This window comes from Pseudomonas triticifolii (assembly GCF_014358015.1).
GTDB classification, from domain to species: domain Bacteria; phylum Pseudomonadota; class Gammaproteobacteria; order Pseudomonadales; family Pseudomonadaceae; genus Aquipseudomonas; species Aquipseudomonas triticifolii.
Genome location: NZ_JACONV010000019.1, coordinates 47,520 through 68,768, shown reverse-complemented (window position 1 = coordinate 68,768; position 21,249 = coordinate 47,520). Strand labels below are relative to the sequence as shown.

At 61.9% G+C, this 21,249-nt stretch carries 23 protein-coding genes; 21 read left to right on the top strand and 2 right to left on the bottom strand.

The window, feature by feature from the left end; all coding sequences use genetic code 11:
* Window positions 1-89: 89 nt before the first annotated feature.
* On the top strand, window positions 90-494 hold the full coding sequence (locus tag H8S56_RS19825) for a PAAR domain-containing protein (RefSeq protein WP_187519574.1): 405 nt from the start codon (window positions 90-92) through the stop codon (window positions 492-494).
* A 146-nt stretch (window positions 495-640) separates the two neighbouring features.
* On the opposite strand, the gene H8S56_RS19820 is transcribed toward H8S56_RS19825, so the two are convergent.
* Complete coding sequence (locus H8S56_RS19820; protein ID WP_024695480.1) at window positions 641-1,420, bottom strand: ParA family protein; 780 nt, start codon at window positions 1,418-1,420, stop codon at window positions 641-643.
* Window positions 1,421-1,909: 489 nt separating this feature from the next.
* Here H8S56_RS19820 and H8S56_RS19815 point away from each other — a divergent pair, with 489 nt between their 5' ends.
* From H8S56_RS19815 to H8S56_RS19720, 20 genes are read left to right on the top strand one after another with little or no spacing between them, the layout of a single operon-like run.
* Entirely contained in the window at window positions 1,910-2,629 is a 720-nt protein-coding gene (locus H8S56_RS19815; RefSeq protein WP_024688468.1) for a beta-ketoacyl synthase chain length factor, read from the top strand.
* A complete protein-coding gene (locus tag H8S56_RS19810) occupies window positions 2,605-3,417 on the top strand; it encodes a lysophospholipid acyltransferase family protein (protein WP_024688467.1) in 813 nt (270 codons plus the stop codon). Before H8S56_RS19815 ends, H8S56_RS19810 begins: the two co-directional genes overlap by 25 nt.
* Window positions 3,392-3,652 carry a phosphopantetheine-binding protein gene (locus H8S56_RS19805; RefSeq protein WP_024688466.1) on the top strand — a complete coding sequence of 87 codons (261 nt, stop codon included), beginning with the start codon at window positions 3,392-3,394 and terminating at the stop codon, window positions 3,650-3,652. The genes H8S56_RS19810 and H8S56_RS19805 overlap by 26 nt, the downstream gene beginning before the upstream one ends.
* 9 nt (window positions 3,653-3,661) lie before the next feature.
* Window positions 3,662-3,916 carry an acyl carrier protein gene (locus H8S56_RS19800; RefSeq protein ID WP_024688465.1) on the top strand — a complete coding sequence of 85 codons (255 nt, stop codon included), beginning with the start codon at window positions 3,662-3,664 and terminating at the stop codon, window positions 3,914-3,916.
* Complete coding sequence (locus H8S56_RS19795) at window positions 3,913-4,458, top strand: COG4648 family protein (RefSeq protein WP_024688464.1); 546 nt, start codon at window positions 3,913-3,915, stop codon at window positions 4,456-4,458. The genes H8S56_RS19800 and H8S56_RS19795 overlap by 4 nt, the downstream gene beginning before the upstream one ends.
* A gap of 10 nt (window positions 4,459-4,468) precedes the next feature.
* A complete protein-coding gene (locus H8S56_RS19790) occupies window positions 4,469-6,151 on the top strand; it encodes an acyl-CoA synthetase family protein (RefSeq protein WP_187519573.1) in 1,683 nt (560 codons plus the stop codon).
* Window positions 6,144-6,878: a glycosyltransferase family 2 protein gene (locus H8S56_RS19785; RefSeq protein WP_024688462.1), complete on the top strand. Its 735-nt coding sequence runs from the start codon at window positions 6,144-6,146 to the stop codon at window positions 6,876-6,878. Before H8S56_RS19790 ends, H8S56_RS19785 begins: the two co-directional genes overlap by 8 nt.
* The gene (locus tag H8S56_RS19780; protein ID WP_187519572.1) at window positions 6,875-7,822 is read left to right on the top strand and encodes an LpxL/LpxP family acyltransferase; all 948 of its coding nucleotides are present in this window, start codon (window positions 6,875-6,877) and stop codon (window positions 7,820-7,822) included. Before H8S56_RS19785 ends, H8S56_RS19780 begins: the two co-directional genes overlap by 4 nt.
* Window positions 7,803-9,350: an HAL/PAL/TAL family ammonia-lyase gene (locus tag H8S56_RS19775; RefSeq protein WP_187519571.1), complete on the top strand. Its 1,548-nt coding sequence runs from the start codon at window positions 7,803-7,805 to the stop codon at window positions 9,348-9,350. The genes H8S56_RS19780 and H8S56_RS19775 overlap by 20 nt, the downstream gene beginning before the upstream one ends.
* A complete protein-coding gene (locus H8S56_RS19770; protein WP_024688459.1) occupies window positions 9,340-9,765 on the top strand; it encodes an acyl-CoA thioesterase in 426 nt (141 codons plus the stop codon). Before H8S56_RS19775 ends, H8S56_RS19770 begins: the two co-directional genes overlap by 11 nt.
* Complete coding sequence (locus tag H8S56_RS19765; protein WP_024688458.1) at window positions 9,762-10,376, top strand: outer membrane lipoprotein carrier protein LolA; 615 nt, start codon at window positions 9,762-9,764, stop codon at window positions 10,374-10,376. Before H8S56_RS19770 ends, H8S56_RS19765 begins: the two co-directional genes overlap by 4 nt.
* Window positions 10,360-12,708, top strand: coding sequence for an MMPL family transporter (locus tag H8S56_RS19760; RefSeq protein ID WP_187519570.1), 2,349 nt, complete (start codon window positions 10,360-10,362; stop codon window positions 12,706-12,708). Before H8S56_RS19765 ends, H8S56_RS19760 begins: the two co-directional genes overlap by 17 nt.
* Complete coding sequence (locus H8S56_RS19755) at window positions 12,705-13,877, top strand: cation:proton antiporter (RefSeq protein WP_187519569.1); 1,173 nt, start codon at window positions 12,705-12,707, stop codon at window positions 13,875-13,877. The genes H8S56_RS19760 and H8S56_RS19755 overlap by 4 nt, the downstream gene beginning before the upstream one ends.
* Window positions 13,864-15,111 (top strand): NAD(P)/FAD-dependent oxidoreductase, encoded by a 1,248-nt coding sequence (locus H8S56_RS19750; protein WP_187519568.1) that lies wholly within the window; start codon window positions 13,864-13,866, stop codon window positions 15,109-15,111. The genes H8S56_RS19755 and H8S56_RS19750 overlap by 14 nt, the downstream gene beginning before the upstream one ends.
* Window positions 15,108-15,842, top strand: a complete 735-nt coding sequence (locus H8S56_RS19745) for a class I SAM-dependent methyltransferase (RefSeq protein WP_187519567.1) — start codon at window positions 15,108-15,110, stop codon at window positions 15,840-15,842. Before H8S56_RS19750 ends, H8S56_RS19745 begins: the two co-directional genes overlap by 4 nt.
* Window positions 15,839-16,324: a hypothetical protein gene (locus H8S56_RS19740; RefSeq protein WP_024688453.1), complete on the top strand. Its 486-nt coding sequence runs from the start codon at window positions 15,839-15,841 to the stop codon at window positions 16,322-16,324. Before H8S56_RS19745 ends, H8S56_RS19740 begins: the two co-directional genes overlap by 4 nt.
* Entirely contained in the window at window positions 16,321-17,517 is a 1,197-nt protein-coding gene (locus H8S56_RS19735; RefSeq protein WP_187519566.1) for a beta-ketoacyl-[acyl-carrier-protein] synthase family protein, read from the top strand. Before H8S56_RS19740 ends, H8S56_RS19735 begins: the two co-directional genes overlap by 4 nt.
* On the top strand, window positions 17,514-17,969 hold the full coding sequence (locus H8S56_RS19730; protein WP_024688451.1) for an ApeP family dehydratase: 456 nt from the start codon (window positions 17,514-17,516) through the stop codon (window positions 17,967-17,969). Before H8S56_RS19735 ends, H8S56_RS19730 begins: the two co-directional genes overlap by 4 nt.
* Window positions 17,966-18,694, top strand: a complete 729-nt coding sequence (gene fabG, locus H8S56_RS19725) for a 3-oxoacyl-ACP reductase FabG (protein ID WP_187519565.1) — start codon at window positions 17,966-17,968, stop codon at window positions 18,692-18,694. Before H8S56_RS19730 ends, fabG begins: the two co-directional genes overlap by 4 nt.
* Window positions 18,694-19,920 (top strand): beta-ketoacyl-ACP synthase, encoded by a 1,227-nt coding sequence (locus tag H8S56_RS19720; RefSeq protein ID WP_187519564.1) that lies wholly within the window; start codon window positions 18,694-18,696, stop codon window positions 19,918-19,920. Before fabG ends, H8S56_RS19720 begins: the two co-directional genes overlap by 1 nt.
* 338 nt (window positions 19,921-20,258) lie before the next feature.
* Here H8S56_RS19720 and H8S56_RS19715 read toward each other — a convergent pair whose 3' ends face one another.
* The gene (locus tag H8S56_RS19715) at window positions 20,259-21,143 is read right to left on the bottom strand and encodes a LysR family transcriptional regulator (RefSeq protein WP_187519563.1); all 885 of its coding nucleotides are present in this window, start codon (window positions 21,141-21,143) and stop codon (window positions 20,259-20,261) included.
* Between the last annotated feature and the right edge of the window lie 106 nt (window positions 21,144-21,249).

The window sequence follows — 21,249 nt, the reverse complement described above, 5'->3', positions numbered from 1 at the left end:
CGAATCGTCCTTAAACGCTTTCGAAGCCCCCCACTCAACGCATTTGCACCTAGCATTCGGGCTTCCAGAACCCCATAGGAATCATCGCTATGCCATACATAGTCAGGGAAGGCGATCCAACGACCAGCGGCGGCCTTGTGCTGATCACCTCTTCCAGCGAGGTCATTGACCTGCGTCGGGTCGCGCGCATGGGTGATCCCGTCTGGTGCCCTGCGTGCAAGAGCGTAGGCTTCATCGCCCAGGGCAACCCGACCTATATCGACGACCGGGTGGCGGTCGCCACCCATGGTCACGAAGTACGATGTGGCTGCGAGCCCGGCAGCAACCGGTTGAGCGCCTCGCAGGAGCACTTCCAGGCAGACATGGACGCGGCCATCGACATACCGGAAGAACTCGCCAGCACCGCGCGCCTGCGTGCCCGGTTCCTGACGAATTCGGTCAAGGACGGCACCTTCGACATCCCTGTCATCCGCCCGCTCTTTCAAGCGATGTGAAGACAGGCCCGGACCAAGGGAGGCGGCGGGCCTGTGACTGGCTTGACCCAGTCGCTGGCAAGCCGCTTCCCACGAGCGTATTTCTTCAGCGGCAACTCATTAATGGCTGTCTTTCAGGTATCGCAGACCGCATGGCGACGATCGAATCAGGCGTGAGCGTTGGTTTCGAGCAGATGATGCAGATCGACGAACTGCTGGGTCAGCTTGTGCCGGGGATCAAGATGGACCAGTGGCAGGTTGACCTGGTGCGATTCGCGCATCTTTACCGAAGCATTGAGGTAGACCGGCAACACCGGCAGGCCTTCGGCAATCAACTCGTCGAGTATTTGCTGAGGCAGGCTGGCACGCGGCTGGAACTGGTTGACGATGATGCCTTCGACTTGAAGAGCCTCGTTGTGATCCTCTTTCAATTCATCGATTTCCTGCAGCAGCCCATACAGCGCCTGCCGGGAAAAACTGTCGCAATCGAACGGGATCAATACACGGTCAGCGGCAATCAATGCCGACACCGCGTAAAAGTTGAGCGCTGGAGGCGTGTCCAGATAAATACGCTCGTAGTCCTCACTCAACTCATCCAGCAGTTTGCGAAGTTTGTTGATCTTGTGCTTTGCCTCAAGCTTGGGTTGCAGGTCGGCAAGCTCTGCGGTGGCGGTGACCACGTGCAGGTTGTCAAAAGGCGTTTCGTAGATATCGACGTGATTCTTCTTGCCGAAGGGCGCGGAAGAAAGCGTCTGCTTGAAGAACTCGGCAATGCCCATCGGAATGTCACTGCCGGTAAGGCCGGTCAGGTACTGGGTGGAGTTGGCCTGGGCATCAAGGTCGATCAACAGGGTCCGGTAGCCTTCGTTAGCGCTGACTGCAGCCAGATTGCAAGCGATGCTCGACTTGCCGACACCGCCCTTCTGATTGAATACCACGCGACGCATGCTTTGAATTCCTTGAATGATGAAGAAACGATGTGACTGACCGATAAAGAGTGTGCAAGCGGTCGAGTATAGGTTTTGTACGAAAAGTCGGCGAGCGAAGGTCAGGCAAGGCAAAAACAGGCGAGGAAGCGGAGTCTACGTGTTGTAAATGAGCATTCCGAGCCTGTTTTTAACGCAGCATCACCGAGCGCAGCCACTTTTCGTAAAGAGCCTAGGCAATGCATATGACAACAGCGAGCTTATCGCAAAAGAACACCCCTCGCAGGCGCTTGCGGGTGTATGAAGCAACTGGAAAGCCTGGCGGCATCGGACAGCGCTGTCCTTACGCTCCAAGTTTGCATGTTGTAAACGGTTTATATGTAACAAAGTTGCTAGTCCCGACCCCCATCAGGATAATGCGCGCACTCGGTCAAATTACCGCACCCAGACTGATATCGTCCTGATATCGAAGTAGCGAGAAGTATGCCCGCAGGGGCGGGAAGAGAAGTTTTGATCACCTTCAACATTGCACAATGGCGCGCCTGGGCACCTGGCCTCGCGAGCGTCGACGACTGGAAGCAATGGAGCCGGAATCCAACGTTGCTGCCGCAAAGCGACGAAGCTCCGGACGTGTCGTTCCTCCCCGCCATGCAGCGCAGACGTCTGGGCCGCATGGCGCGGATGGCATTTGCCGTTGGCTGGCCACTCACTGAAGGTCTTGAGCGTGTACCGCTGGTATTCGTGTCACGTCATGGCGAGACTCCACGCACGTTTGAAATCCTTCGTGATCTGGCGGCAGAAGAGCCGCTGTCGCCCACACAGTTCAGCCTGTCGGTACACAATGCGGTCATCGGTCTGTGGTCGATCCTGCGTGGTGAAACCAGCGAAATGACAGCACTGGCCGCAGCCGGTGACGGGCTCGAGTATGGCGCGTTCGAAGCCGCGGCCTTGCTGGCCGAAGGCGCACCCGCTGTTCTGCTGGTGGTGACCGAAGAACAACCTCCGCAAGCCTATGCCAAATGGATCGACGACGTGCCGTTCCCCTATGCCGTCGGTCTGCTGCTGACACCCGGCAGCCAATGGCAACTGTCCCTGAACACCGACACGCAAGGCGCGCAACGCACGCAGTGGCCTCACGCCCTGAATCTTTTGCAGGCCTTGCACACTGACCAGCCCTCCTGCTTGCACCCATGGAACAACCGACTATGGAACTGGCAACGCAACGATTGAAGAAGGGCCGGGACGCCTATTACTGGCGTCTGCTGGCAACCGGTCTCAGCTTTGTCCTGTTCGGGCTGAGCGGCCTGTGCCTGCGATTGTTCGTTTTTCCGGTGTTGAGCTGCCTGCCAGGCGATGCCGCAAGCCATCAGCGTCGTGCACGCCGTACCATCAGCCGACTGTTCTGGCGATTCATCCGGATCATGGCGCGCATGGGCGTGTTGACCTACGAGGTCAAAGGTGCCGAAAAACTCGGCCGCCCCGGCCAGATGATCATCGCCAACCACCCGTCCCTGATCGACGTGGTGTTTCTGATCGGGCTGGTGCGCGATGCCAATTGCGTGGTCAAGCGCAGCCTGTGGGAAAACCCTTTTACCCGAGGCCCGGTGCGCTCGACCGGCTATATCAGCAACGACGGCAGCATGGACATGCTGGACGCCGCCGTAGAGCGCCTGCAGGCCGGCCAGACCCTGATCATCTTTCCCGAAGGTACGCGAACCCAGCCTGGAAAGCCGCCGGAGTTCCACCGGGGAGCAGCGGCCATCGCCTTGCGTGGTGCCCGCATGATCACGCCGGTGACCATCAAGGTCAGCCCGACCACCCTGACCAAGGCCGAGCCCTGGTACCGAATTCCGCAACGCCGTGTGCACTTCACGCTGCACGTCGGTGCCGATATTGCCCCTGACACCTTCAGCGCGCTGGGCCCGCCACCTTTGGCGTCCCGCAAGCTCAACGATTACCTGCATGACTATTTCATCAAGGAGCTCGCCGCAGATGAGCGATCTACACCTGGACATTAAATTGCTGATCATCGATGCCCTGGGCCTCGAAGACATCACCCCGCAAGACATCGGCAATGACCAGACGCTCTTTGGCGAAGGCCTTGGACTGGATTCGGTCGATGCCCTGGAGCTGGGGCTGGCCATTCAGAAACGCTACGGCATCAAGATCGACGCCGACGCCAAGGACACCCGTGACCATTTCGCCAGCGTCGATAGCCTTGCGGCGTTCGTCAGCGCCAGACAGCAGGCCTGAGGATTGAACATGCAAACCCGTGAAGACATCTTCGAAACACTGCGCGCGGCCATGGTCGAGCTGTTTGAACTGGAACCTGAAAGGGTCGTTCCAGAAGCCAACCTTTATCAGGATCTGGAAATCGACAGCATCGACGCCGTCGACCTGATCGATCACATCAAGCGCAAGACCGGCAAAAAAATCGCAGCGGAAGAATTCAAGTCCGTCAGAACCGTGAATGACGTGGTCGAGGCCGTCTACCGACTGGTCAATACCGCCGAATGAAACGGCTGGTAGGCCTGGTTCTGCTGCTGGCCGGTGTGCTTTATCCGTTTGCCGTTTATTGGGGAACCGAGCATTTCGCGCCCTGGCAGTTTGCCTTGCTGCTGGGCAGCCTGTGGCTCGCGCGAATCCTGACCGGCGAACGCAAACCCGGCAGCCTGGCGATGGCTGTGGTTGCGTTGGCGTTCTGCGTGGTACTCGGCGTGCTCGACAGCCATGTGATGCTGCGCTGGTATCCAGTGCTGGTCAGCGTTTTCATGCTGGGCCTGTTCGGATCGAGCCTGATCTACGGCCCGCCGATCGTTGAGCGAATGGCGCGTATCAACCGCCCTGAACTGCCTGAATCCGGTATTCGCTACACCCGGCGGGTCACTCAGGTCTGGTGCGTGTTTTTCCTGAGCAACGGGCTCGCGGCCACTGCACTGACGCTGTGGGCGCCGCTGTCGTGGTGGACGCTCTACACCGGCCTGATCTCTTATGGCCTGATGGGCCTGCTGTTCGCAGGCGAACTGATTGTCCGCCTGCGCGTCAGAGGCACCACCTGAAATGGACTGCATGAACGGGTCAAACCTCGAAAATCTGCTGCTCGCTCTGCCTGAAGATCGACTGCTGACCAAAGACCCAGAGCTGACTCATGCCCAATGGCGTGAGCGGGCACTGAGTGTGGCCGCCGGTCTGCAAGCCCGGGGCGTCAGGCAGCTCGCCGTCCATCTTGAAGACGCCGCCGAACTGGCCGTCGCCCTGTTCGGTGCCTGGCGTGCCGGGGTCAGCGTGCTGCTGCCTGCGGACCTGCAGGCGCAGACGCGTGAACGCTGGACTGGCCAGGTTGATCTGTGGGTCACCGACCAGCCAGGCGATACGCCGCTGAGTGACCTGCATGCCGCGCCGTTGCCGGCAGCCGTTCTAGATCTGGACGCGTGTCGCCTGAGCCTGTGCACGTCAGGCTCCAGCGGCGAACCGAAACTCATCGAAAAACGGCTCCGCCATCTGGCCAACGAAGTCGCGGCACTGGAACAGTTGTGGGGGCCGGATCTGGGCCAGGCGTGCATGATTGGTAGCGTCGCGACCCAGCATATCTATGGCCTGCTGTTCAGACTGCTCTGGCCGCTGAGCGCCGCCAGAGCCTTCGTGCGCCGCCCGTTGCCGTTCCCGGAAGACGTGCAGCGCGCCAGCCGCGACTACCCGGCCTTTGCCTGGGTCGCAAGTCCTGCGCTGCTCAAGCGCATGGGTGACAATCTGGACTGGTCCAGCCTCCGTGCGGTACGTCGGGTGTTCTCGTCCGGCGGCGCATTGCCTGCCGACGCCGCACGAAGCCTGAACGAGCGCCTGGAGCAATGGCCGACGGAAATTTTCGGCAGCTCGGAGACTGGCGGTATTGCCTGGCGACAGGGCGGACAGCGCTGGCAGGCCTTCGAGGGCGTGACCCTGACGCTGGGCGACGACGGCGCCTTGCGCGTGCGCTCGTCGTACCTGCCCGAAGGGCATGTGGAACACACCGCCGACGCGGCACGCCTTGATGACGACGGGCGTTTCGAGCTGCTGGGCAGGCTGGACCGCATCGTCAAACTGGAAGAAAAACGTATCTCGCTGCCACTGATAGAGCAGGCACTGAGCACTCATCACGGGGTTCGCGAGGTGCGTCTGGGGGTGGTGCAGGAGAACCGCGCCTCGCTGGGTGCCTTGGTGGTGCTGAGTGACAGCGGCCTGATCGCACTGCGCACCCAGGGTCGTCGCGCCCTCACCGAGGCATTGCGTCAGCACCTGCGCCCACACTGTGAACCCATCGCACTGCCTCGCCGCTGGCGGCTGCTGCGGCAGATGCCGCTCAATGCTCAGGATAAGCTGCCGCAGGCAGACGTCGAAGCACTGCTCATGGCCGAACGCCCGAACGCTGCGGAGTTGCTCGATCAGAAAACCGTCGATGACGAATTACAGCTGAACCTTATCGTGCCGCCTGACCTTGCCTGTTTCAGTGGGCACTTCCCCAAAGCCCCTGTGTTGCCGGGTGTCGTGCAGGTCGATTGGGCCATGAAACTGGGACAGCGCCTGCTGGATTTGCCGCCGCGCTTTGCCGGCATGGAAGTGCTGAAGTTTCAGCAACTGGTCCGTCCCGGCGACCGTCTCAGGCTGACCCTGCGCTTCGATGATCAACGCTCAAAGCTGCATTTCGCTTTTCACAACAGTGACGGCGCGCCCTGTTCCAGCGGCCGGATCCTTCTGGAGGCCGCGCATGCATAAGCCTTGCGCGATCATTCCGGTGTTCGATCACGAGCTGGCCGTGCCCGGCGTGGTCAAGGCGGTACGTGAAGCTGGGCTGCCCTGCGTGCTGGTGGACGACGCCAGCAGCCCGTCTTGCGCAGCCGTGTTGCAGCAGTTGGCCGAGGCCGAACAGGTTTATCTGGTGCGCCTGCCGGTCAATCAAGGCAAGGGCGGCGCAGTGATGACCGGCTTTCGCGAAGCAGCGCGCCTGGGTTTCAGCCATGCGCTGCAGGTCGACGCCGACGGGCAGCACGACCTGACGAATATTGCGCTGTTTCTAGAGCAGTCGCGAGCCTATCCCGACGCGCTGATCTGCGGTTATCCACAGTACGACGAGAGCGTTCCAAAGGGGCGTCTGTACGCGCGCTACCTGACTCACGTGTGGGTCTGGATCAACACGCTGTCGTTGCAGATTCGCGACTCCATGTGCGGTTTCAGGCTTTACCCACTGACGCCGGTCCTCAAGCTGATCGACAGCGCACACATCGGCAAACGCATGGATTTCGACTCGGAAATCCTCGTGCGCCTGTCGTGGCGCAGGCAGACCATGCGCTGGTTGCCGACCCGCGTGCATTACCCACAGGACGGCCTGTCGCACTTTCGCCTGTTCCACGACAACGCGCTGATCTCGACAATGCACGCCAGGCTGTTCGTTGGCATGCTGGTTCGCCTGCCGGTCATACTCTGGCAACGGTGGCGGGCATGAGCGCAAAACAACCGCCCAGGCAGCATTGGGCCAGCCACGGTGAGCGTGGCAGTTTTCTGCTGATGAAGCTCACCGCCTGGGGCGTCAAGATGCTGGGCCGTCGTCTTCTGACGCCGGTGCTGTACGGTATCGTGCTGTATTTTTTCCTGTTCGGACGCCGCGCCCGACACAGCATTCATGAGTACCAACAGCGCCTGGCCCAATGGAGCCAGCGCCCCGAACTGCGCCCGACCCAGCGCCGCGTGTTCGGCCAGTTTATGGCGTTCGCCGATGCGCTGCTCGACAAGCTCGACGTGTGGAACGGCAGGCTGGGGATCGACCAGATCGAGATCATCGACACGGCGCATCTGCGGCAAAACCTGCGCGGGACGCGCGGCCAACTGTTGGTCGGCGCGCACCTGGGCAATCTTGAAGTGTGCAGGGCACTTGCCGAACTGGGCGAAAAAGTCACCATGAACGTGCTGGTGCATACCAAGCACGCCGAACGTTTCAATCGCCTGCTGGGCGAAGCAGGCGCGAACAACCTGCGCCTGATTCAGGTCAGCGAGCTGGACCCGGCCATCATGCTGCAACTGAGCCAGCGCATCGACGAAGGCGAATGGCTGGCCATCGCCGGTGACCGCGTCGCCCTGCATGGCGGCCGCAATGTGCGGGTCGATTTTCTCGGCCAGCCTGCCGCATTTCCCCAGGGTCCATGGCTACTGGGCGGGTTGCTCAAATGCCCGGTCAACCTGTTCTTCTGCCTCAAAGGCCCGACCGGCTATCGCGTGACTCTCGAACCGTTCGCCGACGCCATCGAGTGGCGACGCAGCGACCGCGCACAGATCATCGAACACTGGGCAGCCCGCTACGCCGAACGTCTGGGCCACTATTGCCTGGAGGCACCACAGCAGTGGTTCAATTTCTATCCATTCTGGAAGTCCGATGACGAATCACACTCCTGACACCCTCACTTTCGGCGAACGGGCGTTGCGCATCGAAGACGTGCTGGCGCTGGCCAACCGCCAGGCATCTGCCGTTCTGCAGGACGACGAGGCGTTTCGTGAGCGCATCGCCAAAGGCGCACGGTTTCTGGATTCGCTGCTGGACAAGGAAGGCGTGATCTATGGCGTGACCACCGGCTATGGCGACTCCTGCGTGGTCGCGGTGCCACTGGAGCATGTCGAAGCACTGCCCCGTCATCTTTACACCTTTCATGGCTGTGGCCTGGGCCAGCTGCTGAGCGCGCAGGCCACGCGCGCCGTGCTGGCGGCGCGGCTGCAGTCGTTGTGTCAGGGCGTTTCCGGGGTGCGTGTCGAGCTGCTCGAACGCCTGCAGGCATTCATCGATCAGGACGTGCTGCCGCTGATCCCCGAAGAAGGCTCGGTGGGTGCCAGCGGCGACCTGACGCCACTGTCCTACGTGGCCGCCACCCTGTCGGGCGAGCGCGAAGTGATGTTTCGGGGCGAACGTCGAGAGGCCCGCGACGTGCACCGCGAACTGGGCTGGACACCCCTGGTATTACGACCCAAGGAAGCGCTGGCGCTGATGAACGGCACGGCGGTGATGACCGGGCTGGCGTGCCTGGCGTTCGCCCGGGCCGATTACCTGCTGCAACTGGCTACCCGCATCACGGCGATGAACGTGGTGGCGCTGCAAGGCAACCCGGAGCACTTCGACGAGCGCCTGTTCGCGGCCAAGCCGCACCCCGGCCAGACTCAGGTGGCCGCGTGGCTGCGTCAGGATCTGGCCATCGACGCACCCACCGCGCCGCTGCATCGCCTGCAGGACCGCTACTCGCTGCGTTGCGCGCCCCATGTGCTGGGCGTATTGGCCGACAGCCTGAACTGGCTGCGTTCGTTCATCGAGATCGAACTCAACAGCGCCAACGACAACCCGATCATCGACGCTGAAGCCGAACGCGTGCTGCACGGCGGGCACTTCTATGGCGGGCACATTGCCTTTGCCATGGACAGCCTCAAAACACTGGTGGCCAATGTCGCCGACCTGCTGGACCGACAATTGGCGCTGCTCGTGGACGAGCGCTACAACCATGGTCTGCCGAGCAACCTGTCAGGCGCCAGCGCCGAGCGCGCGATGCTCAATCATGGCTTCAAGGCCGTGCAGATCGGGGCCAGCGCCTGGACCGCCGAGGCGTTGAAGAACACCATGCCGGCCAGCGTGTTTTCACGCTCCACCGAATGTCACAACCAGGACAAGGTCAGCATGGGCACTATTGCCGCCCGCGACGCGATTCGGGTGCTGGAACTGACCGAACAGGTCGCCGCCGCCACGCTCATCGCCGCCAATCAGGGCGTCTGGCTGCGCAGCAAGGCTGCCGGTGCGAGCCCGTTGCCTCCTGCGCTGGCGGCGATGCACGAGCAACTGAGCCGGGACTTTGCCCCCGTCATCGAAGACCGGGCACTGGAGGCGGAACTGCGCCTGTGCCTGAAACACATTGCCAACCGCCACTGGAGGTTGCATGCGCAGTAAGGGTTTCCTGCAGGTCGACACCGAAATCGTGGTGCCGTTTTTCGACGTCGACATGATGAACATCGTTTGGCACGGGCATTACGTCAAATACCTGGAGGTGGCGCGCTGTGCGCTGCTCGACCACATCGGCCATAACTACATGCACATGCTTGAATCCGGATATGGTTGGCCGGTAATCGACGTCCAGTTGCGTTACGTGCGCAGCGCGGTCTTCGGCCAGACGCTCAATGTGCGCGCCGATCTGGTGGAGTGGGAAAACCGGCTGAAGATCAATTACCTGATCACCGACGCCCTGACCGGCGAACGCCTGACCCGCGCCAGCACGGTTCAAGTGGCCGTCGACAGCCAGACTCACGAGATGCAGATGGTCTCGCCCAGGGTTTTCATTGATGCCGTAGAGAGGGCCTTGCCATGAGACGTCCGCTTCGAACGTTATGCGTATTGGGCCTGCTGTGCCTGTCGCCGCTGGTGCACGCCTTTGACCTGCAACAGTTGAGCGATCAACTGGCAAAACCTGCCGTGGTGCAGGGCCGTTTCATTCAGGAAAAGCATTTGCGCGCCCTGCCGCAGCCACTGCTCAGCAAAGGCCGTTTTGTGCTGGCCAAGGATGCCGGGCTGCTCTGGCTGCTGGAAACGCCGCTGAAACAGGACTACCGCATCAACGCCACCGGCATTGCCCGCCGGGAAACGGTGGGCGGCACCAGCGTCTGGAAGCCGGTGCCCAACAAGAATGCCGGAGCCGAACAGAACCGTCTGTTCCTCGCCGTACTGCAAGGTGACAGCAGTGGCCTGCAGCGGGACTTCGAACTGAAACTGCAAGGCGAGGCCAACGCCTGGCACTTGACCCTGATGCCCCGCTCGCTGTTGCTGCAACAGGTGTTCAAACAGATCAATATCGACGGCGGCGAACTGGTGCAGCGCATCGAGCTGCTGGAAACCCAGGGTGACAGCACGGTATTGAAAATGATCGACAGCACCAGCGCACCCACCCTGACCGACGCGCAGCGCAATGACTTTGCCAACTGAGCGCCTGCTGCCGCGTCTGTTCCTGCTGATTCTGGCGGGTGTGCTGGCACTGGCCGCCTGGCAGTGGCACGACCGTTCGCCGCTGTCGGCCAACCTCATGGAGCTGGTGCCGGGCACTGACACCGACGCGCTGGTCAGTACGGCCGAAAAGCGCATTCAGGAACCGCTCAACCGCGAGATGCTGGTACTCGTCGGCCATACCGACCGCCAGCAGGCCATCGCCCTGGCGCGCACACTGGCTGAACAATGGCAGGCCAGCGGGCTGTTCGAGAAAGTCCAGTGGACGCTGCAAGCCGACCTGCCTGCCCTGCGCAATCAACTGTTGCAAGGACGGATTGCAATGCTCCCGGCAGCGGACCGGGCACAACTGATTGACGACCCGCAGGCCTTTATTGACCAGCGCGTGCAAACCCTGTTCGACCCGTTTGCCGGCTTCAGCCTGGTGCCCGGTCAGGATGACTGGCTGGGCCTGACCGGACGCATCCAGAACGGTTTGCCACGGCAGGGTTCGGTCGAGCCGGATCTGGCCAGCGGCGCATTGATCGCCACGGCCGATGGCAAAAGCTGGGTGCTGCTGCGCACGCGCACCGGCAACGACGCCTTTGACATGCGTCTGCCCGGGCATGTCGCAGACCTGCTCGCCAAGGCCCGCCAACAGGCCGGTCAGGCGGGAGGCCAACTGCTGGCGGCCAGCGGTCTGCTGTATGCAGCCGATGGCCAGAAGCAGGCCAGCCGGGAAATCACCTGGGTCGGCGGCGGCGCAACTGTCGGCATCCTGTTGCTGCTGTTGCTGGCGTTCCGGCGCTGGGGCGTGCTGCTGGCGTTCGTGCCCGTCATCATCGGCATGCTGTTCGGTGCCGTTGCCTGTGTGGCCGTGTTTGGCAGCATGCACGTCATGACACTGGTGCTGGGTTCGAGCCTGATCGGCGTCGCCGTCGATTACCCGCTGCATTACCTGTCCAAAAGCTGGAGCCTGAAACCCTGGCGCAGCTGGCCAGCCCTGCGCCTGACCTTGCCGGGGCTGAGCCTGAGCCTGATCACCAGTTGCATCGGCTACCTGGCGCTGGCCTGGACGCCCTTCCCGGCCCTGACACAAATTGCCGTGTTCTCGGCCGCCGGACTCATCGGCGCTTATCTGACGGCCGTGTGCCTGCTGCCGGCGTTGCTGAGCAAGATCGAGATTCACCCCGCGCAATGGCCGCTCAGACTGGCCCAGCAGATGCTCGATTGCCGCGCCGCGCTGCTGCAACGCGTCAATACACCGATTTTGCTGGTGTTGCTGCTGGCCTTCTGCGGCGGCGGTCTGTGGCACCTGACCACCAAAAACGATATTCGCCAATGGGTCGCGGCACCACAGTCGCTGACTGATGAAGCTCAAGCCATTGCGCGCATCACCGGTTATCAGCCCACTAGCCAGTTCTTTCTGGTGCGCGGCAAGGACGAGCAACAGTTGCTGGATCGTCAGACGGCGCTCACCCAACGCCTTGATCAACTGGTGAGCATGGACAAGCTGCAAGGCTACATGGCGATCAACCAGTTGCTGGATTCGCCTGCCGAGCAGCAAGCGACCCGCGCGGCCCTGGCGAAGCTGCCCGAGCACTGGCAACCGCTGGTGCAACTCGGCGTTCCGGCCAGCGCCCTGAAAACCGAACTCGCTCAGTTGCAGGCGCTGCCCACGCAATCCATCGACCAGGCGCTGCAAGGGCCGCTCGCCGAACCCTGGCGCACGCTCTGGCTGGGACCGAACGACGAAGGCGTGGCGAGCATGGTCAGCCTGCGCGGTTTGAACAGCACGGCGTTGTTGCGTGTGCAGGCGACCGGGCTGGAAGGCGTGCAACTGGTAGACCGGCTGGGTGAACTCAATGAGGTGTTCGCCAGCACCCAAATCAGCGCCGCCGAGCTGAAACTGGCGTCGTGCGTATTGATCGTGCTGTTACTGGTCGTGCCGTTCGGCCTCAACGGTGCGCTGCACATCGTCGTCCTGCCGCTATTGGCCGCGTTGTGCAGCCTAGCGAGCCTGGGCTGGCTGGGTCAGCCGTTGACCCTGTTCAGCCTGTTCGGCCTGCTATTGGTAACAGCAATCAGCGTCGATTACGCCATTCTGATGCATGAGCAAGTAGGGGGTGCGGCCGTCAGCTTGCTCGGCACACTGCTGGCGGCGGTCACCACCTGGCTGTCGTTCGGGCTGCTGGCGATTTCCGGTACACCTGCGATCAGCAATTTCGGTCTGTCGGTCAGTCTGGGGCTGGCGTTCAGCTTCATGCTCGCGCCTTGGGCCAGCCCGCGTCGGGCGGCTCATCCGCCTGCCGGGACATCGGAGCCACACCCATGATGGTCGTGATGTTCTGGTTCATGGCGCTGGGGCTGTTCGCGCTGGCCACCTGGGCCGGTCAGCGGGTGGGGCTGATTCCCATTGTCAGCCAGTTACTGCTGGCCACCTTCGGCCTGCCGTTGCTGATGCTGCTGTGGATCGAGTCGCACTGGCAATTGAACGGCGCACAGCTGGTTTCGCCGGTCTGGCTCAAGAGTCTCTACGGCCTGGCCTTTGCGGTGGTGCTGGGGCAAATTCTCAGCGAAGTGATCGACGTGAAGCTGGACCGACAGAGCCTGAAAATTGCCCTGCCGAGCTTCTTCGTTCCGTTTCTGTCGGGTGTCGCCTGCGCCGTCTGGCTGCTGCCTGAGCAGGCGTGGATCAGCTCGCTGGCCGTGGGACTGGTGTTCGCCATCACCGCCATTCCTGTGCTGTACCTGTACCTGCACCATATCGATTACCCGCCCGCCGCCACGCGCCGTCTGGTGCAGACAGCCATTCTCATCGACCTGACCTGCTGGAGCCTGTTCGCCCTCGCCCAAGGCAGCCTGCACCTGAGCAGCCTGTTGTTGCCGTTGCTGGGTGCCTGCGTGCCGTTGCTGTTTCGTCTTCTGCGCCTGCGCCAGCCGCTGTTCTACAGCCTGACGTTTTTCGCCCTGTTAATGGTGGCCGAGCATTACCGGCTCAACGCGCTGGTGTTCGGCATCGGCTATCTGCTGTGCATGTCACAACTGGGTCAGCAGTGGGTGCCGCCGTTGAATGCGGCCACCTTGCGGTTCATTCAAAACCGGCTGGCCATCCCGCTGTTGCTGACCTTTGGCATCGTGCAGATCGATGTGCACAGCGCGCTGGGTGCAATGGGCTGGCTGCCACTGGTTGCGCTGATCGTACTGCCCATCGCCAGCAAGCTACTCGGTAACTGGATCGGGCTGCGCTGGGCTACGCCCTCTTTCGCAGGTGCCAGCCGCTGGCGTGAAAGCGTCCTGCTGAACATTCGTGGCCTGAGCGAAATCGTTTTCCTTAATCTGCTGCTGCAACAACAACTCATCAGCCCGGCCCTGTACTTCGCCTTGATGCTGATGGGCCTGATTGCGACACTCATGCCTGCACTGACCGGGATGGGGCGTGCGCCCTCGCACGCGCCCCTTTCAATCGACCCACCGAAAAGGAACACCTGTGCCCATCACTGACAAGGAAATTCGCCAGGTCGTCGTCATCGGTGCCGGTCCGGCCGGTTCGATCGCTGCCGCGCTGCTCAAACGCCAGGGTCACGATGTGCTGATCGTGGAGCGGCAATTGTTTCCCCGCTTCTCCATCGGCGAAAGCCTGCTCTGCCATTGCCTGGACTTCGTCGAGGAGGCCGGCATGCTCGAAGCCGTGCAGGCCGCCGGGTTCCAGCAGAAAAACGGCGCGGCGTTTGCGCGAGGCGAGCAGTACAGCGATTTCGATTTTGGCGACACGTTCAGCAACGGCAAGCCGACCACGTTTCAGGTGCAGCGTGCCCAGTTCGACCAATTGCTGGCCGATCAGGCCGCGCTGCAAGGCGTCGAGATCCGCTATGAGCAGGAAATCATCAGCGCCGATTTCGACGGCCCGCAACCGCTGCTGCGCGTCCGGCGTGAAGACGGCAGCGAATACAGCATGCAAGCCACGTTCGTGCTGGACGCCAGCGGCTATGGCCGTGTGCTGCCGCGTTTGCTGGACCTGGAAGCACCGTCCGGGTTTCCGATGCGCAAGGCGGTGTTTACCCACATCGAAGACCATATTCAGAGCCCGCCTTTCGACCGGCAGAAGATCCTCGTCAGCATCCATCCCGAATTCAGCGATGTGTGGTTCTGGACCATCCCGTTCAGTCAGGGCCGCTGCTCATTGGGTGTGGTGGCATCGGTCGAGCGTTTCGAGGGCAAGCCGGATGACCTGGACGCCTGCCTGCGTGCCTTCGTTGCGCAGACGCCGCAGTTGGCCGATGTACTGAAAAACGCGGTCTGGGATACCCCGGCGCGGACCATCGGCGGCTACTCGGCCAACGTCAAGACCCTGCACGGCAAAGGCTTTGCGCTGCTGGGTAACGCGGCGGAATTTCTCGACCCGGTGTTCTCATCGGGCGTGACCATCGCCATGCGCTCAGCCAGCATGGCCGCGGGCGTGCTGAATCGACAATTGCAAGGAGAGTACGTGAACTGGGAAACCGAATTTGCCATCCCGCTCAAGAAAGGCGTGGATACGTTCCGCGCCTATGTTGAAGGCTGGTACGACGACACCTTCCAGAACGTCATTTTCTATAAGGGCGGCACGCCCGACATACGACGAATGATCAGCGCCATTTTGGCCGGTTACGCCTGGGATGAGCGCAATCCGTTTGTCAGCGAACCCAAGCGGCGTCTGCGGATGCTCTCCGAAATCTGCACGGACGGCGCTTCATGAGTCGTCCGTTTCTGAGCGAAAGCTACGTCGAGGAAACCCGTTTCGGTTTGTGGTTCCTGCGCAGTCAGACCTGGCAATACCGCGTGCTGCGCGTTGCCATTGATGATCTGCGCAGCCTGTTCACGAGCCCCCCGCCTGCCGCGCCGGTCCTGCTGGATGCGGGCTGCGGCCAGGGCAAATCGTTCCAGCACCTGAGCAAGGTGTTCAGCCCTTCCAGACTGCTCGGTGTCGATGCCGACCCTGACAGCCTGACCCGAAGCGGCGAAGAAGCCGCTGCGCTGGGTATTGATATCGAGTTGATCGGCAGCGACTGCGCCGCGCTGCAACTGCCTGACGCCAGCGTCGATCTGTTGTTCTGCCACCAGACCTTCCACCATCTGGTCGAGCAGGAACAAGCCCTGGTCGAGTTCTATCGCGTCCTGAAACCGGGTGGTTATCTGTTGTTCGCTGAGTCTACCGAGGCCTACATCGACACCTGGGTGATTCGCTGGCTGTTTCGCCACCCGATGCACGTGCAAAAAAGCGCGGCGCAATACCTGGACATGATCCGCCAGCAGGGTTTCGAGTTCGATACGCGCAATGTCTCGTACCCGTACCTGTGGTGGAGCCGTGCGACAGATTTCGGCCTGCTGGAGGCGCTGAAGCTGCGCAAGCCCAAGCCGTTCGGGCAACGTGAGGAAACCCTGGTCAACGTGGTCGCCCGCAAACCGATGCGGAGCGAGACGCCATGATCCGGACCCTGTTTTTTTCCCTGCTCCTGCTGCTCGCTGGCTGCGTCAGCCAGACACCGCTGCCCACTACCGCTGTGACGCTGCAATTGCCGATGCAGTTGCACATTGAGCGCAGGCAGGCGGATCAGCGTCAGGACTGGATGCTGATCATTCAACGTGAGCCTGCAGGTTTGCGCTGGTCGATGATGGACCCGCTGGGCATTCCCCAGGCGCGGCAACTGCTGATCGACGGCAAGTGGCAGGCCGACGGTCTGCTGCCGCCCAACCCGGAAGCACGCGAACTGTTCGCTGCCCTCATGTTTGCCATGACACCGGACCTGGAGATGCATGACCGCTACCCCACGGCGTACCGCCAGGGCATGCAGCGTCGCCTGGAAGATCGCTGGCTGGTCGAGTACCAGTCGGCCAATGCCTTTACCCTCCGCCTCAAGGAAGGTCTGAGCTACAAAGTCACCCCGTTGAACAGCGAGACCGCTCCATGACCACCTACCTCAACGCCCTGGGGCTTATCTGTGCGCTCGGCAATGGTCAGCAAGAGGTGTCGCGCAAACTGTTCGCCGCCGACAGCAGCACGATGGTCGTCGAGCCCGGCTGGGTGCCGGAACGCGCGCTGCCGGTGGGGGCGGTCAGGCACTCGCTGCCGCCGATACCCGACGGGATGCAGTCGCAAGCCAGTCGCAACAATCAATTGCTGATGGCCGCGACGCTGCAGATCGAAGACGATATTCATCGGGCCATCGACCGCTATGGTGCGTCACGCATCGGTGTGATCATCGGCACCAGCACTTCCGGTATCGATGAAGCCAGCAGTAGCATGGCGATCTGGCTGCGCGACCATGCCTTTCCGCCACACTACGACTACCAGCAGCAGGAACTCGGCGCGCCAGCGAACTTTCTGGCCACCTGGCTGCAACTGACCGGCCCGGCCTACGTGATTTCTACCGCCTGCACCTCCAGCGCCCGCGCGCTGCTCAGTGCCCGACGTGCGCTGGACATGGGGTTGTGCGATGCGGTGCTGTGCGGCGGTGTGGACAGTCTGTGCAAGCTGACGCTCAACGGTTTTTCAGCGCTCGAAGCCATGTCGCCGCAGCGCTGCAACCCGTTTTCCAGCAACCGCAACGGGATCAATATCGGCGAAGCTGCTGTGCTGTTTCTGATGACCCGCGAAGCCAGCGACGAGCATTCGATCGCCTTGCTGGGCGCTGGCGCCAGTTGCGATGCGCACCATATTTCCGCCCCGGAACCCAGCGGGCGCGGTGCGCGCGATGCCATGCAGCGAGCGTTGAACAACGCAGGGCTTACGCCAGAACAGATCGCGTACCTGAACCTTCACGGCACCGCGACCGTGCATAACGACGCCATGGAAAGCCTCGCCGTGCAGGCGGTGTTCCCGGACGGCGTGTCTTGCTCATCGACCAAACCCTTGAGCGGTCATACCCTCGGCGCAGCAGGCGCGCTGGAAGTCGCTTTCTGCTGGCTGAGCCTGGCCGCGCAGAATACCGAACAGGCCTTGCCACCTCATCTATGGGACGGCGCAGCCGATCCTCTGTTGCCCGCGCTGCACTTCACCGAGCCCGGCGCATGCCTTGGCGCTGCCGGCGCTCGCTACATGATGAGCAATTCCTTTGCCTTCGGTGGCAACAACATCAGCCTGATTATCGGAGATGCCGCATGATCGCCTGGCCGCTCGACGAGCTTATCCCTCACGCAGGCGACATGATCCTCATCGATCAGGTGCTGGCCTTCGATGAAGAGCAGATTCAGACACGCCTGACCGTGCGCGCCGATGGACTGTTCAACGAGGCGGACGGCAGCCTGCCCGCCTGGCTCGGTGTGGAGCTGATGGCCCAGAGCGTGGCGGCTTATGCTGGCTGCCAGGCGCGCAGCAAGGGCGAAGCGGTCAAGCTGGGCTTCCTGCTCGGCAGCCGCAAGTTCGAGTGCAACGTCGCGCACTTTCCGGCAGGCAGCGAGCTGCACATTCATGCCGTGCGCTCCCTGCAGGACGACAGCGGCATGGGCGTCTTTGAATGCAGCCTGACAGGCCCGGATATCAAGGCCTTTGCCCGTCTCAATGTATATTGCCCACCCAATACTGCTGATTACCTGGCTGAAGGAGCCCCGGCATGACTGAATCCGTACTGGTCACCGGCTCGAGCCGCGGCATCGGCCGTGCCATCGCTTTGCGTCTGGCTCAGGCCGGATACGACCTGATCCTGCATTGCCGCACCGGGCGCAGCGAAGCCGAAGCGGTGCAGGCAGACATCATGGCGCTGGGTCGACAGGCCCGCGTCTTGCAATTCGATGTGTCGGACCGTGCAGCCTGCAAGGCCATTCTTGAGCAGGATGTGGAAACCCACGGCGCTTATTACGGCGTGGTGCTCAACGCCGGCCTGACCCGTGACGGCGCGTTTCCGGCGCTCACTGACGACGATTGGGATCAGGTGCTGCGTACCAACCTCGACGGGTTCTACAACGTACTGCACCCGCTGACCATGCCGATGATCCGGCGGCGTGCGGCAGGTCGAATTGTCTGCATCACCTCGGTCTCCGGCCTGATCGGCAACCGCGGGCAGGTCAATTACAGCGCCTCCAAGGCAGGCCTTATCGGTGCAGCCAAGGCGCTGGCCATCGAACTGGGCAAACGCAAGATCACCGTCAACTGCGTCGCGCCAGGCCTGATCGACACCGCCATGCTCGACGAGAACGTGCCCGTGGATGAATTGATGAAAATGATTCCGGCACAACGCATGGGCACGCCTGAGGAAGTGGCAGGCGCAGTGAATTTTCTGATGTCCGCCGAAGCGGCCTACATCACGCGCCAGGTGCTGGCCGTCAATGGAGGGCTGTGTTGATGAAGCGCGTAGTGGTCACCGGCATGTCCGGCATCACCTCGATTGGCAGCGACTGGGCCAGCGTCGAGGCGAACTTTAGCGCCAGCCGCAGCGGTATTCGGCGCATGGACGAGTGGAACCGGTTCACCGAGCTGAACACCCGCCTGGCCGGTCCCATCGACGACTTCGCCGTGCCCGCGCACTGGACGCGCAAACAACTGCGCAGCATGGGGCGTGTGTCGCGGTTTGCCGTCGGCGCTTCGGAACAGGCGTTGATCGATGCCGGGTTGCTGAACGACCCGATCATTCGCGACGGCCGCATGGGCACCGCCTGCGGTTCGTCCACCGGCAGCACCGACGAGATCAAGGCGTTTGGCGCCATGCTGATCAACTCGGTGGCCGTTGGCCTGAATGCCAACTCCTACGTGCGAATGATGCCGCACACCACCGCTGCCAATATCAGTATTTTCTTCGGTCTGACCGGACGTCTGATCCCGACGTCCAGTGCCTGCACCAGCGGCAGCCAGGGCATCGGCTACGCCTACGAGGCGATCAAGTTCGGACGCCTGCCGCTGATGCTGGCCGGGGGCGCGGAAGAGCTGTGCCCTACCGAAGCGATGGTGTTCGATGCGCTGTATGCCACCAGCCTGAAAAACGACGCACCCCATACGACGCCACGTCCGTACGATACCGGGCGCGACGGGCTGGTGATCGGCGAAGGCGGCGGCATGCTGGTGCTTGAAGAGCTTGAACACGCCAAGGCGCGCGGTGCGCATATCTATGCCGAGATCGTGGGTTTCGGCAGCAACGCTGACGGTGCTCACAGTACGCGACCTGAGCAGGCCACCATGCGCCGGGCCATGGAGCTGGCGCTGGAAGACGCCAGTCTGCCGCCCGAGGCCATTGGCTACGTGAACGGCCACGGCACGGCCACCGAACAGGGCGACATCGCTGAAACCCTGGCCACCAGCAGCCTGTTCGGCTCACGCATGCCACTCAGCTCGCAGAAAAGCTTTCTGGGTCACACCCTCGGCGCGTGCGGTGCGCTGGAGTCGTGGTTCAGCATCGAGATGCTCAACAGTGATCGGTACGTTCACACCCTGAACCTCGACAACATCGACCCCGAGTGTGGCGATCTGGATTACATCGTTGGCGAACCACGGCGAATGAGCAACGAATACGTAATGAACAACAACTTTGCGTTCGGCGGCGTCAACACCTCGCTGATCTTCAAGCGCTGGGCTTGATGATCGGCACCGTGCGCGGTGCTCATCGTTGTGCATACTTACGACCGCAGGCGTGAGCCTGCTCTGGGCGGCCTTCCGTTTGTCCGCGAAAAGGCGAGTACATCCGAAAAATATTCAGCGACTGAAACACAGTATTCGCGGACAAGTCCGCTCCCACGAGATGATCTGCACCCCAAAAGCTGGACACCCCTCTGACTGCTTGGGGGCAGATCAATATCCGCTGCTTGTTGCGCGACAGCGCTACGTCGAAGACGTAGTCAGGCCTCCCACAAAAACTGAGCGGGTTGCGGGACGTGCGTGTAACGCTCAGTGCCGTACGTGATCACTGTTGCAGCGTCCTACCCCTTCGTCGCCAGCTCGAAAAACGCCTTGGCCATCGCCGACTGTTCATCCTTGCGCTTGACCAGCCAGACCGGGCTGGTTGCGCCGGGGTCGAGCAGGTTGCGATAAACCACGCCGTCAATGCGCATGCGGCGATACGGGGCAGGCAATACGGTGACGCCAAGCCCCGCCGCCACCAGACCAATCATGGTCATGGGCTCGCCCGCTTCCTGAGTGATCAACGGATTGAAGCCTGCGGCACGCGCCAGGCTCAGGATCTGGCCATAGATCCCGCTGCCGTAGGTGCGTGGAAAAAACACGAACGGCTCGGCCGCCAGTGCTGACATAAAGATGCCGTCTTCACTTCCCGCCGCCAGCGGGTGGTCGGCGCGCATGATTGCAACCAGAGGCTCATTCAATAGCTCGCACACGTCCAGCGCATCGGGCAATTCCAATGGCCGCATGATGCCGACCTGGATGGTCTTGTCCTCGAGGCCCGCTGCGACCTGCTGGCTGGTCATCTCCGTCAGGTTCAGATGCACCTGCGGGTAAGCCTGGCGGAACGCGAAAATGGCCTCGGGTATGTTCGATGTCAGGGGTGCCGAGGATGTGAACCCGATCTTCAGCTCGCCCAGTTGCCCCAACTGCGCTCGCCTGGCGACATCAGCGGCCTTGTCGACCTGCGCCAGCACCAGCCGCGCCTCGTCGAGAAACAGCCGCCCTGACTCACTCAACTCCACACGCCGATTGGTGCGGTCGAACAGACGCGTGCCCAGTTCCTGTTCCAGCGCCTGGATCTGCTGACTCAGAGGCGGCTGGGAAATGCCCAGCACCTGAGCGGCGCGCCCGAAGTGCAGCTCTTCGGCAACAGCAATGAAATAACGCAGGTGACGCAGTTCCATACGGCCTCGATCAAGTCGTTTTACCTATCAAACAGGTCGAACAATATATTGGATTGAATCATTAGCCAGCTATATGATTTTTCCATGCCTGCCCGAACCGTGCTCT

Bases quoted from the DNA above. Each gene is read 5' to 3' on its own strand.
- H8S56_RS19780 (WP_187519572.1), top strand. From the start codon at position 6,875: ATGAGCGCAAAACAACCGCCCAGGCAGCATTGGGCCAGCCACGGTGAG.
- H8S56_RS19760 (WP_187519570.1), top strand. From the start codon at position 10,360: ATGACTTTGCCAACTGAGCGCCTGCTGCCGCGTCTGTTCCTGCTGATT.
- H8S56_RS19745 (WP_187519567.1), top strand. From the start codon at position 15,108: ATGAGTCGTCCGTTTCTGAGCGAAAGCTACGTCGAGGAAACCCGTTTC.
- H8S56_RS19825 (WP_187519574.1), top strand. From the start codon at position 90: ATGCCATACATAGTCAGGGAAGGCGATCCAACGACCAGCGGCGGCCTT.
- fabG (WP_187519565.1), top strand. From the start codon at position 17,966: ATGACTGAATCCGTACTGGTCACCGGCTCGAGCCGCGGCATCGGCCGT.
- H8S56_RS19765 (WP_024688458.1), top strand. From the start codon at position 9,762: ATGAGACGTCCGCTTCGAACGTTATGCGTATTGGGCCTGCTGTGCCTG.
- H8S56_RS19775 (WP_187519571.1), top strand. From the start codon at position 7,803: ATGACGAATCACACTCCTGACACCCTCACTTTCGGCGAACGGGCGTTG.
- H8S56_RS19715 (WP_187519563.1), bottom strand. From the start codon at position 21,143: ATGGAACTGCGTCACCTGCGTTATTTCATTGCTGTTGCCGAAGAGCTG.
- H8S56_RS19790 (WP_187519573.1), top strand. From the start codon at position 4,469: ATGAACGGGTCAAACCTCGAAAATCTGCTGCTCGCTCTGCCTGAAGAT.
- H8S56_RS19805 (WP_024688466.1), top strand. From the start codon at position 3,392: ATGAGCGATCTACACCTGGACATTAAATTGCTGATCATCGATGCCCTG.
- H8S56_RS19800 (WP_024688465.1), top strand. From the start codon at position 3,662: ATGCAAACCCGTGAAGACATCTTCGAAACACTGCGCGCGGCCATGGTC.
- H8S56_RS19735 (WP_187519566.1), top strand. From the start codon at position 16,321: ATGACCACCTACCTCAACGCCCTGGGGCTTATCTGTGCGCTCGGCAAT.
- H8S56_RS19770 (WP_024688459.1), top strand. From the start codon at position 9,340: ATGCGCAGTAAGGGTTTCCTGCAGGTCGACACCGAAATCGTGGTGCCG.
- H8S56_RS19795 (WP_024688464.1), top strand. From the start codon at position 3,913: ATGAAACGGCTGGTAGGCCTGGTTCTGCTGCTGGCCGGTGTGCTTTAT.
- H8S56_RS19740 (WP_024688453.1), top strand. From the start codon at position 15,839: ATGATCCGGACCCTGTTTTTTTCCCTGCTCCTGCTGCTCGCTGGCTGC.
- H8S56_RS19755 (WP_187519569.1), top strand. From the start codon at position 12,705: ATGATGGTCGTGATGTTCTGGTTCATGGCGCTGGGGCTGTTCGCGCTG.
- H8S56_RS19820 (WP_024695480.1), bottom strand. From the start codon at position 1,420: ATGCGTCGCGTGGTATTCAATCAGAAGGGCGGTGTCGGCAAGTCGAGC.
- H8S56_RS19810 (WP_024688467.1), top strand. From the start codon at position 2,605: ATGGAACTGGCAACGCAACGATTGAAGAAGGGCCGGGACGCCTATTAC.
- H8S56_RS19720 (WP_187519564.1), top strand. From the start codon at position 18,694: ATGAAGCGCGTAGTGGTCACCGGCATGTCCGGCATCACCTCGATTGGC.
- H8S56_RS19730 (WP_024688451.1), top strand. From the start codon at position 17,514: ATGATCGCCTGGCCGCTCGACGAGCTTATCCCTCACGCAGGCGACATG.
- H8S56_RS19785 (WP_024688462.1), top strand. From the start codon at position 6,144: ATGCATAAGCCTTGCGCGATCATTCCGGTGTTCGATCACGAGCTGGCC.